The sequence below is a fragment of the Streptococcus cameli genome, assembly GCF_053207365.1.
Window position 1 is genome coordinate 542,177 of record NZ_JBRUIM010000001.1, and the last position, 15,203, is coordinate 557,379.

General features: G+C 40.0%; 12 protein-coding genes and 1 pseudogene. 10 read left to right on the plus strand and 3 right to left on the minus strand.

Features of this window, described 5'->3' with window-relative positions:
• Positions 1-31: 31 nt before the first annotated feature.
• The 5 genes from ACVR1I_RS02785 (at position 32) to gtfA (ending at position 6,980) form a co-directional block, all read left to right on the plus strand.
• The gene (locus tag ACVR1I_RS02785; protein ID WP_447442524.1) at positions 32-2,209 is read left to right on the plus strand and encodes an alpha-galactosidase; all 2,178 of its coding nucleotides are present in this window, start codon (positions 32-34) and stop codon (positions 2,207-2,209) included.
• Between the two features lie 93 nt (positions 2,210-2,302).
• Positions 2,303-3,547 (plus strand): extracellular solute-binding protein, encoded by a 1,245-nt coding sequence (locus tag ACVR1I_RS02790; protein ID WP_447442525.1) that lies wholly within the window; start codon positions 2,303-2,305, stop codon positions 3,545-3,547.
• Between the two features lie 125 nt (positions 3,548-3,672).
• Positions 3,673-4,545, plus strand: coding sequence for a carbohydrate ABC transporter permease (locus ACVR1I_RS02795; protein WP_447442526.1), 873 nt, complete (start codon positions 3,673-3,675; stop codon positions 4,543-4,545).
• A gap of 15 nt (positions 4,546-4,560) precedes the next feature.
• Positions 4,561-5,388 (plus strand): carbohydrate ABC transporter permease, encoded by an 828-nt coding sequence (locus ACVR1I_RS02800; RefSeq protein ID WP_447442527.1) that lies wholly within the window; start codon positions 4,561-4,563, stop codon positions 5,386-5,388.
• 146 nt (positions 5,389-5,534) lie between these two features.
• Entirely contained in the window at positions 5,535-6,980 is a 1,446-nt protein-coding gene (gene gtfA, locus ACVR1I_RS02805; protein ID WP_447442528.1) for a sucrose phosphorylase, read from the plus strand.
• 50 nt (positions 6,981-7,030) lie between these two features.
• Here gtfA and ACVR1I_RS02810 read toward each other — a convergent pair whose 3' ends face one another.
• Complete coding sequence (locus ACVR1I_RS02810; RefSeq protein ID WP_447442529.1) at positions 7,031-8,023, minus strand: LacI family DNA-binding transcriptional regulator; 993 nt, start codon at positions 8,021-8,023, stop codon at positions 7,031-7,033.
• 232 nt (positions 8,024-8,255) lie between these two features.
• On the opposite strand from ACVR1I_RS02810, the gene ACVR1I_RS02815 reads away from it, so the two are divergent.
• The 4 genes from ACVR1I_RS02815 to ACVR1I_RS02830 all read left to right on the plus strand — a co-directional run bounded on the left by ACVR1I_RS02815 (position 8,256) and on the right by ACVR1I_RS02830 (position 13,247).
• Positions 8,256-9,737, plus strand: a complete 1,482-nt coding sequence (locus ACVR1I_RS02815; protein WP_447442530.1) for a hypothetical protein — start codon at positions 8,256-8,258, stop codon at positions 9,735-9,737.
• A gap of 92 nt (positions 9,738-9,829) precedes the next feature.
• The gene (locus ACVR1I_RS02820) at positions 9,830-10,726 is read left to right on the plus strand and encodes a carbohydrate ABC transporter permease (protein WP_447442531.1); all 897 of its coding nucleotides are present in this window, start codon (positions 9,830-9,832) and stop codon (positions 10,724-10,726) included.
• Positions 10,723-11,553, plus strand: coding sequence for a carbohydrate ABC transporter permease (locus ACVR1I_RS02825; protein WP_447442532.1), 831 nt, complete (start codon positions 10,723-10,725; stop codon positions 11,551-11,553). The genes ACVR1I_RS02820 and ACVR1I_RS02825 overlap by 4 nt, the downstream gene beginning before the upstream one ends.
• Positions 11,554-11,576: 23 nt before the next feature.
• The gene (locus ACVR1I_RS02830; protein ID WP_447442533.1) at positions 11,577-13,247 is read left to right on the plus strand and encodes a glycoside hydrolase family 13 protein; all 1,671 of its coding nucleotides are present in this window, start codon (positions 11,577-11,579) and stop codon (positions 13,245-13,247) included.
• Positions 13,248-13,387: 140 nt separating this feature from the next.
• Here ACVR1I_RS02830 and ACVR1I_RS02835 read toward each other — a convergent pair whose 3' ends face one another.
• Both ACVR1I_RS02835 and ACVR1I_RS02840 read right to left on the minus strand, forming a co-directional pair.
• Positions 13,388-13,666, minus strand: coding sequence for a hypothetical protein (locus tag ACVR1I_RS02835; RefSeq protein ID WP_447442534.1), 279 nt, complete (start codon positions 13,664-13,666; stop codon positions 13,388-13,390).
• A gap of 221 nt (positions 13,667-13,887) precedes the next feature.
• Positions 13,888-14,166 (minus strand): annotated as a pseudogene (locus ACVR1I_RS02840) (TetR/AcrR family transcriptional regulator); the annotation flags it as partial.
• A gap of 136 nt (positions 14,167-14,302) precedes the next feature.
• On the opposite strand from ACVR1I_RS02840, the gene ACVR1I_RS02845 reads away from it, so the two are divergent.
• Positions 14,303-15,151, plus strand: coding sequence for a DegV family protein (locus tag ACVR1I_RS02845; RefSeq protein WP_447442535.1), 849 nt, complete (start codon positions 14,303-14,305; stop codon positions 15,149-15,151).
• The last annotated feature ends 52 nt before the right edge of the window (positions 15,152-15,203 follow it).

Genomic DNA, 15,203 nt, shown 5'->3' on the forward strand with positions numbered 1-15,203 from the left:
GAATAAAATCAACTTAAAGGAGGAGGAAAACATGATTGAGTTTCATGAAACTACGTCTCTCTTTCATTTGAAAGGCAAACGTTTTTCATATGTCATGCAGGTACTAGAGAATGGTCTCTTGGTTCATCGGTATTTTGGAAAACGTGTTGAACGATACAGTTCAGCTAACAAAATTACCTTTTTGGATCGTGCATTTTCACCGAATCCAACCAGCAAGGATCGTACCTTCTCAATGGATACTCTGCAACAGGAATACAGTAGCAATGGTTTGGGTGATTTTCGAACCTCTGCGATTGAGTTGCGTTCAGAAAAAGGGACCACATTGGACTTGAAGTACAAAGAACACCGGATGCTAAAGGGAAAACCTCTTCTAAGTGGCTTGCCATCTAGTCATGGCAAGGAGAATGACGTTGAAACCCTAGAAATTGATCTTTATGACCAATTGACAGATGTCACGGTTACCCTATCCTATCATCTCTTTGCTGAAGCCAATATGTTGGTTCGCTCTGCTTTGGTGAAAACGGGAGAACAAGCAGCAGACTTGGAGAAGGTCTTGAGCTTGACCATAGATTTGCCAGAAAAAGACTTTACTATCCACAGTCTGACGGGACGATATGGCTATGAAAAAGAGTGGACCAAGACGCCATTGACCCAAGGGAAATATTCAATTGGCAGTATCCGAGGGGCATCTAGCCATTCACGGACACCTTTTATTGCTTTGGCAGATCCAGAAGCAACAGAAACAGCTGGTAGTGTTTATTCAGCTCAATTGATTTATAGTGGCAACTTTACAGCCTTTGCAGAGACAACCGCCATTCACACCACTCGGATGGGAATTGGAATCAATGATGAGAAATTCCGCTGGAAATTAGGGCCAAACAGCCAGTTCCAAACACCGGAAGCCCTCTTGAGTTATACAGATCAGGGCTTCCGCGGACAAACCTGGGACAGTCAAAACTTTGTTCGCTATCATATTGCAAGAGGAACTTGGGCCCACAAAGAACGTCCGATTTTGATCAACAACTGGGAAGCCACTTACTTTGATTTTACGGAAGAAAAAATTGTGGACTTGGCTAAAGCGGCCAAGGAAACCGGTGTCGAACTCTTTGTCTTAGATGATGGTTGGTTTGGAAAACGCAACAGTGATACCTGTTCGCTTGGAGATTGGGTCGTTAATCTCGAAAAACTGCCTTCTGGCTTAGCTGGTTTGTCACAAAAAATTACCGATCTTGGGATGCAGTTTGGACTCTGGTTTGAACCAGAGATGGTCTCTGAAGATAGTGACCTTTACCGAGCCCATCCAGAATGGACGATTCAAACAAGTGGCCGTAGTCATACTTACAGCCGGGAACAACTGGTCTTGGATTTATCGCAAGAAGCAGTCTGTGAATTTTTGATTGAATCAGTGTCAGATATTCTATCCTCAGCCAACATCAGTTATGTCAAGTGGGATATGAACCGGAATATTACCAATATTCCAGAATCACAAGCCAATGACGAAAAGCATGAATTTTACCACCGCTATATGCTTGGCTTGTACTCTATCTTGGAAGAACTGACAAAACGATTCCCAAATATCCTGTTTGAATCTTGTTCTGGTGGTGGAGGCCGTAATGATTTAGGTATGATCTATTACATGCCTCAGGCATGGGCAAGTGATAACACTGATGCCATTGGACGTTTGTCTATTCAAGAAGGAACTGGCTTAATTTTTCCAGCTATTAGCGTGGGGAGCCATGTTTCAGCTGTGCCCAATCACCAAACAGGACGCATAACACCACTTTCAACTAGGGGAAATGTGGCCATGTTGGGCAATCTCGGCTACGAATTGGACTTACTGAGTCTTGAAAAAGAAGAATTGGACGGCATTAGTCAGCAAATTGCGACCTACAAGTCTATTCGCAAGACAATTCAATTTGGCGATTATTACCGTCTGAAAAAGACCAGCAATACGGCTGCATACAATTATGTTAGTCAAGATAAGAGCGAAGTTGTCTTTACCTTTGTTAAAATTCTTTCCCAACCGGAAGCTCCTCTGATTCGTGTTCAGCTAGAGGGATTGGATCCAAATGTCCAATATTACTGCTCAGAATTGGATGCTCATTTCTACGGAGACGAGCTGATGAACATCGGTTTGACCATGCCACATCTTCAAAAAGATTATGTCAGTGTGCAATATATCTTTAAAAAAGTTTGTGAAAACGTTTGACAAAAATCAATCTCTATTTTATAATACAAACATAAGTAAACGTTTAACCATTTTAAAAAATGTAAAAAATATTTAAAATCTTAGGAGGATTTTATGAAATTCAAATCATTCTTAAAAGCTGCATCTGTTGTAGCATTCGCTAGCTTACTTGTTGCATGTGGAAACGCTCAAAGTGGTGGAAACAGTGACAAAGTTGAAATCGAGTTTTTCTCACAAAAAGGAGAAATGAAACAAACCCTTGAAGAAATTGTTGCGGATTTTGAAAAAGAGAATCCAGACATTGACATCAAGTTTACAAGTGTACCAGATGCTGGAACCGTTCTTCGGACACGTATGGCCAACAACGAAGCGCCAGACATCATCCATAGTTACCCTCAAAATGCGGACTTCAAAGAGTGGGCAGTCAATGATCGTTTCCTTGAATTAGGTGATGATGCTGGTTTGTCAAACTTAAAAGAAGGCGCAGCAGCGACTTATGCAGTCAATGATAAGATTTACTCACTGCCATTGAACGTGAATGCTTACGGTATTTACTACAACAAAGACAAGTTTGAAGAGCTTGGTATTGAGGTTCCTGAAACCTATGCTGAGTTTGAAGCATTGGTAAAAACCATTAAGGACGATGGGAATGCCGCTCCATTTGCTCTTTCATTGAATGATGCTTGGTCATTAAATGGTTACCACCAATTAGCATGGGTAACTGTTGCAGGTGGTTTTGATGCAGCAGAGGACATCTTAATCCGCAGTGGAAAAGGAGCAGTTGCTAATGATGAAAAAACACAAGCTGTTACAAAACGCTTGGAATTGTTGAAAGACAATGGCCAAAAAGGAGCAGCAGGTGCTAAATATGCTGATGCTGTTGCAGCCTTTGCTGCTGGTGATGCATTGATGTTGCCACAAGGTTCATGGGCAGCAGCTGTTATCAACCAACAAGAGCCAGAATTCGAATACGGTATCTTTGCCTTCCCTAGTGAAGAAGCAGGTAACTCATACACCATTGGTGCGGCTGATGTTGCAGTATCTATATCGGCTGAATCTAAACACCCAGAAGAAGCGAAGAAATTCTTGAGCTACCTTTCTAGCCCTGAAGTTTTCCAAAAATACTATGACGTAGACGGCTCACCAACATCTGTTGTCGGTGTCGATACAGAAGGTAAATTTGAAGAGTTGAATGGCATTGCAGACTTGGCCTTCACAGACAAACATGTAGTGTGGTTGCAAAGTGAGTGGGAATCAGAAGATGAATTCTGGAATATCACTGTCGAAACAGTTAAAAAACCAGACTCAGAACAGTTGACGAAATTATTAAATAAATTCTTTGACCCAATGAAAAAATAATTGAAAGAAGCTGGGCCTTAATCAATATAAGAGCCCGGCTTTTCACTTTCAATACGTAGTCCATTTCATTGGTCGAAAGTCCATTCAATTAGTGGACTACAAACACATCATTAAAGGAGTATCTTATGACTCAAAAAGGATTTTTTGGAAAATATTGGGCCTATTTCTTTGTGGCCATTCCGATTATCTTGCAATTAATATTTTTCTTTTACCCCTTGGTAAATGGTATTTATTATAGCTTAACAAACTGGAATGGTCTCTCCAATACCTATGACATGGTTGGTATTCAGAACTATATTGACGTACTCAAAAGTTCTGATTTCTATACCAGTATGGTCTTTACCCTGATCTTTACACTCGGCTTATTAGTGGGTGAAATTGTCATCGGGATTTGGATTGCCACCCTCTTGAATCGCAAGATTAAAGCTTTGGGATTCTTTCGGACTTGGTATTTCTTCCCAGCAGTTTTATCTACGGTGACCCTCGGTTTGATTTTTGTCCAATTGTTCAACTACGGTTTGCCACAAATTGGTGAAGCGTTAGGAATCGACTGGTTGTCTGAAAACTTACTGGTACAGGAAAAAACAGCTGTTCCATCTGTCATCTTTGTTGCCCTTTGGCAAGGATTGGCCATGCCGATTATTATCTTCCTATCCGGTTTGCAAAGTATCCCTGATGATGTGAAAGAAGCAGCAGCCATTGATGGAGCCAACAGCTCCCAAACCTTCTTCCAAATTGAATTGCCATACTTGTTACCATCCATCAGCATGGTCTTTATCATGGCCATGAAATCTGGTTTGACGGCATTTGACTTAATTTTTGCCTTGACCAGTGGTGGCCCAAATGGAAAAACGGAATCGCTCGGTCTAATGGTTTACAACTATGCCTTTGTTGATAATAAGTTTTCACATGCCAATACCTTGGCGATCATCTTATTTATCATGATTGTCGTGATTTCGCTCATCCAAATGAGATTGTCCAAACGGTTTGAAGTATAGAAAGGAGAATAAGCAATGAAACACAAACAAAAAAACTGGTGGGTTTACCTTATCTTATTCTCTGGCATTCTCTTGATGTTTGTTCCCCTTCTGGTAACCATCATCAGCTCCTTTAAACCAACCAAAGAAATTACGGGTAACTTCTTTGGCTTGCCGCAAGAATTTACCTTAGAAAACTATACCCGTCTCTTCCAAGATGGGATTGTCCAGTATTTTGGAAATTCCGCAACTGTCACAGTTGTTGGAGTGGCCTTGATTATATTGGTGATTCCGATGGCTGCCTTCTCAGTAGCCCGCCATATGGATCGGAAAAAAGCATTTGGTATCATGTATTTCTTCTTGATTTTAGGGATTTTTGTTCCTTTCCAAGTCATTATGTTACCGATGACCAAACTTATGTCTAGCCTAGGATTGAGCAACATTACTGGCTTGATTATTCTCTATTTAACCTACGCTATTCCACAAACCCTCTTTCTCTATGTTGGTTATATCAAAACGATTGTACCAATTGAAATGGACGAAGCAGCGGCCATTGATGGCTGTGACAAATATACCATGTATTGGAAAATTATCTTCCCCTTGATGAAGCCCATGCATGCGACCGTCTTAATTATCAATGCTCTTTGGCTATGGAATGACTTTATGTTGCCCCTTTTAGTCTTGAACAAGGACCAAAATATGTGGACGCTTCCGTTGTTCCAATACAATTACCAAGGCATGTATTTCAGTGATTATGGACCATCTTTTGCTTCCTATGTCGTAGGGATTATCCCAATCTTGATCGTCTACCTCATTTTCCAAAAGAATATTATTTCTGGTATGACCAGTGGATCCGTTAAGTAAGAGCCAGAAAATGAAGTCTTGAACTTCATTTTCTTTTGGTAATTGTTCTTTGTGCAAATTGACCGAAAAATTTAGGGGGATTGCCTCTATTGTGAAAGCGGTTTATTTGTTAAGATATAGAAAATAATTGAAAAAAAGGAGTAGCTATGCCCATTTCAAATAAAACCATGTTGATTACCTATTCAGATAGTTTGGGTAAAAACTTAAAAGAACTCGATGAAAACTTGACCAAGTATTTTGGAGAAGCAGTCGGTGGTGTTCACCTCTTGCCGTTTTTCCCATCTACAGGAGACCGTGGGTTTGCCCCTGTTGACTACGATGAAGTCGATCCTGCTTTTGGAGACTGGGATGATGTCAAACGTCTGGGTGAAAAATACTACCTCATGTTTGACTTTATGATCAACCACATTTCCCGTCAATCCAAATACTACAAGGACTTCCAAGAGAAAAAGGACGATTCAGCTTATGCGGATTTGTTCTTGCGTTGGGAAAAATTCTGGCCTGAAAATCGTCCGACTCAAGAAGACATTGATTTAATTTACAAGCGTAAAGACAAGGCGCCAATGCAGGAAATTGTTTTTGCAGACGGCAGTAAAGAGCACCTTTGGAACACCTTTGGCGAAGAACAAATTGACTTAGATGTGACCAAAGAAGTAACCATGGAATTCATCAAAAATACCATTGACAACTTGGCTGAAAACGGCTGTGACTTGATTCGCTTAGATGCCTTTGCCTACGCCATCAAAAAATTGGATACCAATGATTTCTTTGTAGAGCCTGAAATCTGGGACCTCTTGGACAAGGTTCGAGACATGGCAGCAGAAAAAGGTGTGGAGTTGCTTCCGGAAATCCATGAGCACTACACCATTCAGTTCAAAATTGCTGATCACGATTACTATGTTTACGATTTTGCCCTTCCAATGGTGACCCTCTATTCGCTATATAGCGGAAAAACCAACCAGTTGGCTAAATGGCTCAAGATGAGTCCGATGAAGCAATTTACTACCTTGGATACCCATGATGGAATTGGGGTTGTGGATGTTAAAGACATTTTGACAGACGAGGAAATTGATTTTGCTTCAAACGAATTGTATAAGGTGGGAGCCAATGTCAAACGCAAATATTCTTCTGCTGAATACAACAACTTGGATATCTACCAAATCAACTCAACCTATTATTCTGCACTGGGTGATGATGACAAGAAATACTTCCTTTCTCGTTTGATCCAAGCCTTTGCTCCTGGTATTCCTCAGGTTTATTATGTTGGCTTCTTGGCTGGTAAAAACGATTTGGAACTGCTTGAAAGCACCAAGGAAGGCCGCAATATCAATCGTCACTATTATAGTAGCGAAGAGATCGCACAAGAAGTGGAACGACCAGTTGTCAAATCGCTTCTTAGCCTCTTTACCTACCGTAACAAGAGCCAAGCTTTTGATTTAGACGGTGGCATTGAAGTGGAGACACCAGATGAAAATACTATTGTGATTACGCGTCACAATAAGGATAAGTCAGTTGTTGCAACCGCGACCCTTAATCTAAAAGATGTCACTTATAGTGTGACGGAAAATGGACAAGAAATTCATTTTGGCTAAAAAAAAGACGAGTTCAGTGTTGAACTCGTTTTTAGATGTCTTGAGCGATATTAGACACTACCGCGAATAATCAATTTCGTTTTTAAGGTTTGATATGCTGGAATGTCATTGTCTTCTAAGGAATGGATCAAGATTTCTGTTACCAATTCCCCCATTTCTTGAATGGGTTGGGCAATGGTCGTGATGCCAGGCTTGGTTAGACCAGCAATGGGTTGGTCGTCAAAACCCAGAACTGCCAAATCTTCAGGAACACGATAGCCATTTTCTTGTAGCTCATTGATGATACCAGCAGCTGTCAAATCACCATTTGAAAAAACAGCCGTTGGACGATCATCTGTCATGTTCATCCATTCTTTTGCAAAGTATCGGCCACCCTCGATTCCCATCGTGTGAGCGAAGTAGTGGTCCATATTGAAGGATAATCCAGCGTCTTCCATAGCCCTGTAAAAACCCTTGTAACGTTTGTCATTAAAGGAAGGATCGCGGTGATTACCAGTACAAAAAGCAATGGTCTTATGCCCTTTTTCAATGAGAAGTTTAGTTCCTTCATAACAAGCTTCTTCCTCATCAATCCGAATCATATCTAAGGGCTCTTCGCCTAAATAGCGATTGCAGAGAACAACTTTTTTTTCTTTTAATAATTTTTTTAACTTGGGTGTTGCTTCACCGATACTGGTCACAATCAGCCCATCCATTTGTTTTTTGGCAATCAAATCCAAATAAAAATCTTCCAATTCAGGATTTTCAGAAGTTTGTAAAATATTGATTCGGTATCCCATCTCTTTAGCTTTTTTTTCAATGGCATCTACCAGATAAGCAAAAAATTGGTTGGTGATAAAGGAGATGGTGACTCCAATCAGCTTTGATTTATGCCCCCGTAATTGTTGGGCAACATGATTGGGATAGTAGTTTAGCTCTTCCATAACCGCCTTGATGCGGTCTTTTGTTTGTTTGGATACGTAGGGGTGATCATTAATGGCTCTTGAAACAGTCGTTACTGATACCCCAGCCTTTTTCGCAACATCTGTAATACTAGCTGGCATAGTCCTATCTCCTTTTAATATATTAAGTATAAAAAAAACTTGATTATAAGGCAAGTTTAAAGGGGAATTTTGTTTGTATTTTAGCCATAAAAAATTTTTTATAAAAAAATTCTGCAAAACGCTTGACATTATGATAACGTTACCATATAATAAATATATCAACAAAAGAAAGCGCTTTTAAAAAGCGTTGGCAGAAAAATTTCTGTTCAAAGAAAAAAGGAGATATGTTTTTATGAAGAAAAAAACATTTTTGCGCATGTTCGCTGCTGTGGCACTTGGTGCAGCCCTTGTTGGATGTGGCAATTCAGGTGGATCGTCCAGTAGCGATGAGTTGTATATCTTTAACACAAAGAGTGAAATTGGTCCTGGTCTGGAGCAATTAGCAAAAGATTACGAGGAAGAAACTGGTCAAAAATTAAAAGTGTTCTCACCAGGATCTGGTACAGATACTACTGAAACTGCCAATGCGGAGATGGCTTCTAAAAATCCACCAGCGATTTTCTCAACAGTATCTCTTGTTCCTTGGGGACCAAAAGACGGTGATTTCTTGTATAACTTGAACGAATCTTCCAATGAAAAATTGAAAGAACTGGCTGACCAAGTTCCAGATGCACAACGTTTGCGTTCTACGGATGAAGAAAACTTTGGTATTCCTTACACAGTGGAAGGATATGGTTACGTCTTTGACACGAAATTATTGACTGAATTATTTGCAGGAGCGGATACAGCAGCGTTGGTAGCTGACTTAAAAGCGGCGGATTTTGATTCATTCCGTCAATTCACAGATGCTGTTGACGCTTTCATCAATGGCAAGACTGGCCAAACAGTGACAATCAATGGCAATACTTACACATTTGCAAGTGAAAAAACAGAGTTGACCAAACAATTGACTGGTGTCTTTGTTGAAGCAGGTGCTGAAAAATGGACATACTCAGACCATTTCATGGCCAATCTTCCAATCAACGCAGCATTTGAGAGCTACTCAGACGCTCTTTACACAGATGCCAAACAAATGGAAAAAGCAAAATCAGCTATCGTTAAAGCAATGGGTGTCTTGGAGTACAACACTGCCCACGCAGCTGGAGAAGATGGGCCGAACAAACGTGGTCCAGAGTATGTGAACACAACTACTGGTTCATACGACTACTCACTTGAATTGTTTGCGGGCCACAAAGGTCTCTTCATCAAACAAGGGAACTGGATTTACCCTAACTTGGTGAAATTAAACGAAGAAATCGTTTCAACATTGGATATGTTGCCAGTGAAAATGCCATTCACACAAGATGATATCTCTGTTGATGGTCGTAAAGCTGAAACCTTTACAAACTCTATTCCAGTTTTCATTCCAAACTACTTCACTATCAATAAAAATGTAGGCGAAGAAAAAATCAAAGCAGCAGAAGACTTCCTTGTATGGCTCTATACTTCTGAGCGTGGTTTGAAATTCTTGAAAGAAGAAAGTGGCTTTATCATGTACAATGACCCAACCGCTACTGATTCACCAAATACATTAAACAATGCAATTGTTCAATACCTTGGTAATGATACCCTCTCAAACCCATACAACGCTGCACCAGGTAGCTTCCTTGAGGAAATTGGGAATGAATTGAAAGAAAACTACATGACCAAAGAAACATGGGATGAAAAAACTTACTCAGATTTTGCTGACAAATACATCAAGACATGGATTGACTTGAAAGACGCAGCAAACTAATTGCTAAAAAGACGACCGGGAGTGAAAAGTCAGTCGGCCAATCGGCTACTGCACTTCTCACTCCTATCTTATTTAATATTTAGGAGGACTGTATGAATTCTGTCTATAAAAAATGGTTTGCTCCATTTGTGTTGCCAGCATTTATCTTGTTTGCAATGGTGGTCTTAGTACCATTTATTGTTGGTGTCATTTACTCCTTCTCAGCTTGGAGAGGGGTTTACTTTGCAGGAGGAAGTAATCCCTTTGAGGCTTGGGTTGGATTTGAAAACTACATCAAATCATTTCAAAATGAAAACTTTAGAAATGCTTTTGTCTATACCTTGAAATTTACAGTCATTGCAGTAGTGGTGGTCAATGTGGTTTCCTTAGCGCAAGCCCTTTTAGTACACGGTCTCGGTAAGTTTGTTGGGCTCTTTCGTGCAACCTTTTTCTTACCGAACTTACTAGGTGGATTAGCTCTGGGTTATATCTGGCTCTTTATCTACGAGAATGTTTTCTCAAAAATGCTCTTTGGTCCAGACGGTATCATGCCATTTGACTTGCTTAATAATATGACCCAAGATAGTGGCAAAAACCTTTTGGCTCTTTTGATTATGGTCACATGGCAAATGTCTGGCTATATGATGATTATTTACATTACCGGTTTAGCCAATATTCCAGATGATTTATATGAAGCAGCAGATATTGATGGTGCCAACTACTGGCAAAAATTGCGCAATGTGACCTTCCCAATGCTGATGCCAAGTTTTACAGTCGTATTCTTCTTAGTCTTATCTGGTTGTTTTAAGCTCTTGGACCCAAACGTGGCTTTGACAAACGGGGAATTCAGCACCCGTATGTTAGCCTTGCAAATTTTACGTGTTCCAAAAGATACGACGAACAACTATGGTATGGCGCAAGCGCAAGCGGTTATCTTCTTCGTGATTATCGCTGTTGTATCCTTGACACAAGTTGTAATTACTAAGAGAAAGGAGATTGAAGCACAATGAAAAAACAACAAGTACAATCCTACTTACGGTACGCCATTATCACTATCATGGCACTCTTTACCTTGTTTCCAATCGTTTTCTTGCTCTTAAACTCCTTTAAATCTCAGACAGAGATCGTCAAGACTCCGATGGCCTTGCCAAAAAACTTTTCATTTGAATACATTATCAATGCCATTGAAAAAATTAACATTGGAAGCTCTTTTGTTTTGACCTTAGTTATTACGGTTTTATCTGTTGCTTTGATTGTCTTTGTATCGTCGGCAGCAGCTTGGATGATGGTGCGTTTTAAATCGAAATTCTCAACATTTTTATTGCTTTGCTTTACGGCATCCATGTTGATTCCTTTCCAAGCTATTATGTATCCATTGATCAGTAACTTTGATAGCATGGGCTTGAAAAATGTACCAGGTCTTATTTTGATGTATGGTGGATTTGGACTTAGTATGTCACTCTTTTTATACCATGGGTTTATCAAGAGTATCCCAGCATCTTTAGAAGAAGCGGCTATTATTGATGGAGCAAGTCCGATTCAAGTCTATTTCAAGGTCATTATGCCACTGTTGAAGCCAACGACCATGACTGTTATCATTTTAAATGGTATGTGGATTTGGAATGATTACCTCTTACCATTCTTGGTAATCGGAAACAGTCCAGTCAAAACCTTAACCCTTTCGGTTTATTTTGCAAAAATCGAATCAGGCCAATATGGTAATTCATGGGATTTGATTTTCCCAGCGGTATTGATTACCATTACCCCAGTCATCATCATGTTCTTGTTCTTGCAAAAGAATATCATCAAGGGCTTGTCTGATGGTGCTGTAAAATAAAATTATACGTAATAGGAGAAAAAATGGAGAAAAATTGGTGGAAGGGCAAAGTTGCCTACCAGATTTACCCGAAAAGTTTCAACGATAGCAACAATGATGGCTATGGTGACTTGAAAGGAATTACCGAAAAATTAGATTACTTACAAGACCTTGGGATTGATATTCTCTGGCTCTCGCCAATGTTTCAGAGTCCTTTTGTAGACCAAGGTTACGATATTTCAGATTACTACAAGGTGGATCCAATCTTTGGTACAGATGAAGATATGGACGAATTGATTGCAGAAGCTAAAAAACGTGGGATTGCCATTGTTCTTGATTTAGTGGTCAATCATTGTTCAGACCAGCATGAATGGTTCCAACAAGCCTTGGCTGATCCAGACAGTGAGTACCGTGATTACTTCTACTTTGTAGACAGTCCAGATGGCCCGCCAAGCAACTGGAGAAGTTACTTTGGTGGCAATATGTGGGAACAAATTCCTGGAACGGATACCTATTATTTCCATTCCTTCCATAAGGCACAGCCAGATTTGAACTGGCAAAATCCAGTGGTTCGCCGCAAGATTTATGATATGATGAACTGGTGGATGGACAAAGGAGTGGCTGGTTTCCGGATTGATGCCATTATCAACATCAAAAAAGACCTCAATTGGACCACTTATGAGTCAGAAGATGAAGATGGTTTGGTATCTCCAGATGTCTTCCTTGACAATGCCCAACCAATTGAACCATTCCTTCGTGAAATGTATGAAGAAACCTTCAAGAAATACAATGCCTTTGCGGTTGGAGAAGTCTTCAACGAAAGTGATGACGACCTTCAGTTCTTGATTGGTGGAGACGAGAGTGTCTTTTCTTCCATCTTTGATTTCAAACAATCTGGTATCAATATGGAAAAAGGCTGGCACCATTTTGAGACACCGACAGCTGAACAAATCAAGGAAAGTATCTTTGCGGCTCACAAGCGCAATGATCCAGTGGGTGTGATTTCAACTATCATTGAAAACCATGATCAACCCCGTGGCGTTAGCCGCTTTATTCTAGAAGCAGACTTGAACGACACCAGTAAAAAAGCCTTGGCAACGATCTTCACCTTGCGAAAAGGGATTCCATTTATCTACCAAGGCCAAGAAATTGGGATGGAAAATCAGGTCTTTACAGATGTTTCTGAATTTGATGACATTAGCACCTTGAATGAATACAAGGTGGCTATGGAAGACGGCTTGACCCCTGAAGAAGCTTTCAAGGCGGTTTCTAAAATTAGCCGTGACAATGCTCGGACCCCTGTTCAGTGGGATGATAGTGAGTACCTTGGTTTCTCAACGACTGAGCCATGGCTCTATAGCAAGCAACCAAATCGGAACATTACCGTTGCGGCTCAATTAAAGGATGAGAATTCTGTTCTTCATTTCTATCGCCGTCTTACCCGTCTTTACAAGCATGATACCTATGGAAAAACCATTCAACACGGTGACCTCTTACCGATTTTAGCAGGGGAAACAGGTGTCATTGCCTATGAACGTGTTTTAGACAAACGAGTTGCTGTTATCGTCAATTTCCAAGCAAGAGAAGCCGTATTGAACCTTGAGCAATCTATTGAAGAAGTGCTCTTGAACAACTATATAGATGTAGCGGTTGAGGCAAAACAAATCACCTTGAAACCTTATCAAGCTCTTGTTTTAGCATATGATGTCGAGTAAAAAAGAACGTAGTTCCATTTGAACGTCAAAAAGACTACACGAATGTCGTGTAGTCTTTTTATATTGTAATTCATCAACATATGCCTATAGACATTTTATGTTATAGCGGGGATAAAATTTTGAATTATGAGCTTTATTTATTAAGATTTGGAGCTAAAATGGAGATAGACAAGGTAAAAGGGCGCAAATAACCACAAGAGGGGATAAATCAAGCGATAAAGTAAGGATGGAGTAGGAAAGGTAAAACGATGGGGAAATTCATCCAATACTAAGGAAAAACAGATAACACATACCATTAAATAGAAGGTAATGAGATTACGAGGAAAGACAAAAAAGGTATCTTCAAAGACCATCAGGTAAATGGCGAATATCATGCCACCGACCAGAAGACCGAATGGATCAAATCGTAAGGGTTTCATTTTTTCTCCTTATATTTAGATCAGACGATTTTCCCTCTATGAGGGAATAGTAGCTTCTTTTATTAATAAAATAGAAAAATGACTGAAGCGTTCAATCATTTTTTCTCAGTCTTTTCTTTGATCCATTGGCTGACATTGGTCAAAGTTGGATTGTCCGTCACCTTATCTTTTTGGTGTTGAACAAAGTCTGATACAGTCTGGGGAACGCCTTTACGTTTCACTTTATCAGACAAATGTTTCCACTTTTCAGCCAGTTGATGAGATGTCCGCTCATAGGCCATCTCTAAAATTTCTTCCTTGGATTTGTAGTTGCGGTAAAAGGCATTGCGGGAGACACCAGCTTTTCGAACCAGCTCAGAAATCGAAATCTGTTTCATCTCTTTTTTCTCCATGAGAAAGAGTAGAGCTGTTTCAATGGATTCTCTGGTCAGTTGGTTAGACTCTTTATTGGATTGATAGAGATTTTTTAAGGATTTTGGTGAAATCTGGCGTTTGTTCATAGTTCTCCTTTAAGTGTGACATCCGAAGGCATTTGTACTTTAGTGGAAATGGTTTTCATGGTATAATTGTAAAAGAAGATAATCTGCTTGTCAAATAAAAGTAGTCTATTGTTTGTTTGAAAAGGAATGATGTAAAATGAAAAAATGGAAAATTGTAGCCGATTCTGGCTGTGACTATAAAGAATTAGCAAACTTAGCCCCTGATGCGGCTTTTGAAAGTGTTCCCTTGTCCATCCAAGTTGAGGGTGTTGATTTTGTGGATGACGCCAATCTCAATATTGACTATATGATGGAAACCATGTATGGTTCTTCCAAAGCAGCTAGTTCAGCCTGCCCAAGTCCTCAAGCCTTTGCAGCAGCCTATGAAGGGGCTGAAAATGTCATTGTAGTGACCATTACAGGTGGCCTATCAGGTAGCTTTAATAGTGCCCGTGTTGCTAAAGAAATGTTTGCTGAAGAGCATCCAGATGTCAATGTTCACTTGATCGATAGTTTGTCAGCTGGTGGCGAGATGGATCTTTTGGTGATGGAAATCAACCGCTTGATTAGTCAAGGATTAGACTTTGACCAAGTAGTGGATGCCATCACGGCTTACCAAGCCAAAACAAAATTGTTGTTTGTATTGGCAAAAGTAGATAATCTTGTTAAAAATGGCCGACTCAGTAAGTTATTAGGTACAGTTGTTGGTCTCTTGAACATTCGTATGGTCGGCGAAGCCAGCAGTGAAGGAAAATTGGAACTCTTGCAAAAAGCGCGTGGCCATAAGAAATCAGTAACAACAGCCTTTGATGAATTGAAAAAAGCAGGTTATGCTGGTGGTAGAATTGCCATGGCACACCGCAACAATGAGAAATTTGTAGATCAATTTTCAGAACTGGTTAAAGCAGAGTTTCCAGGTGCAGACATTGAAGTAATTGCGACTTCAGGATTGTGCAGTTTTTATGCAGAAGAAAATGGTCTCTTGATGGGATATGAAATTGGATAAGAGAAAGCTGACTTTGTTCGGCTTTTTCTGTTTTTTTAATGGACAATCCTTG

What these genes read in the sequence shown, in the direction of transcription:
- ACVR1I_RS02830 (WP_447442533.1), top strand. Translation starts at nt 11,577, where the DNA reads ATGGAGAAAAATTGGTGGAAGGGCAAAGTTGCCTACCAGATTTACCCG.
- ACVR1I_RS02835 (WP_447442534.1), bottom strand. Translation starts at nt 13,666, where the DNA reads ATGAAACCCTTACGATTTGATCCATTCGGTCTTCTGGTCGGTGGCATG.
- ACVR1I_RS02800 (WP_447442527.1), top strand. Translation starts at nt 4,561, where the DNA reads ATGAAACACAAACAAAAAAACTGGTGGGTTTACCTTATCTTATTCTCT.
- ACVR1I_RS02790 (WP_447442525.1), top strand. Translation starts at nt 2,303, where the DNA reads ATGAAATTCAAATCATTCTTAAAAGCTGCATCTGTTGTAGCATTCGCT.
- ACVR1I_RS02815 (WP_447442530.1), top strand. Translation starts at nt 8,256, where the DNA reads ATGAAGAAAAAAACATTTTTGCGCATGTTCGCTGCTGTGGCACTTGGT.
- ACVR1I_RS02785 (WP_447442524.1), top strand. Translation starts at nt 32, where the DNA reads ATGATTGAGTTTCATGAAACTACGTCTCTCTTTCATTTGAAAGGCAAA.
- gtfA (WP_447442528.1), top strand. Translation starts at nt 5,535, where the DNA reads ATGCCCATTTCAAATAAAACCATGTTGATTACCTATTCAGATAGTTTG.
- ACVR1I_RS02820 (WP_447442531.1), top strand. Translation starts at nt 9,830, where the DNA reads ATGAATTCTGTCTATAAAAAATGGTTTGCTCCATTTGTGTTGCCAGCA.
- ACVR1I_RS02845 (WP_447442535.1), top strand. Translation starts at nt 14,303, where the DNA reads ATGAAAAAATGGAAAATTGTAGCCGATTCTGGCTGTGACTATAAAGAA.
- ACVR1I_RS02795 (WP_447442526.1), top strand. Translation starts at nt 3,673, where the DNA reads ATGACTCAAAAAGGATTTTTTGGAAAATATTGGGCCTATTTCTTTGTG.
- ACVR1I_RS02810 (WP_447442529.1), bottom strand. Translation starts at nt 8,023, where the DNA reads ATGCCAGCTAGTATTACAGATGTTGCGAAAAAGGCTGGGGTATCAGTA.
- ACVR1I_RS02825 (WP_447442532.1), top strand. Translation starts at nt 10,723, where the DNA reads ATGAAAAAACAACAAGTACAATCCTACTTACGGTACGCCATTATCACT.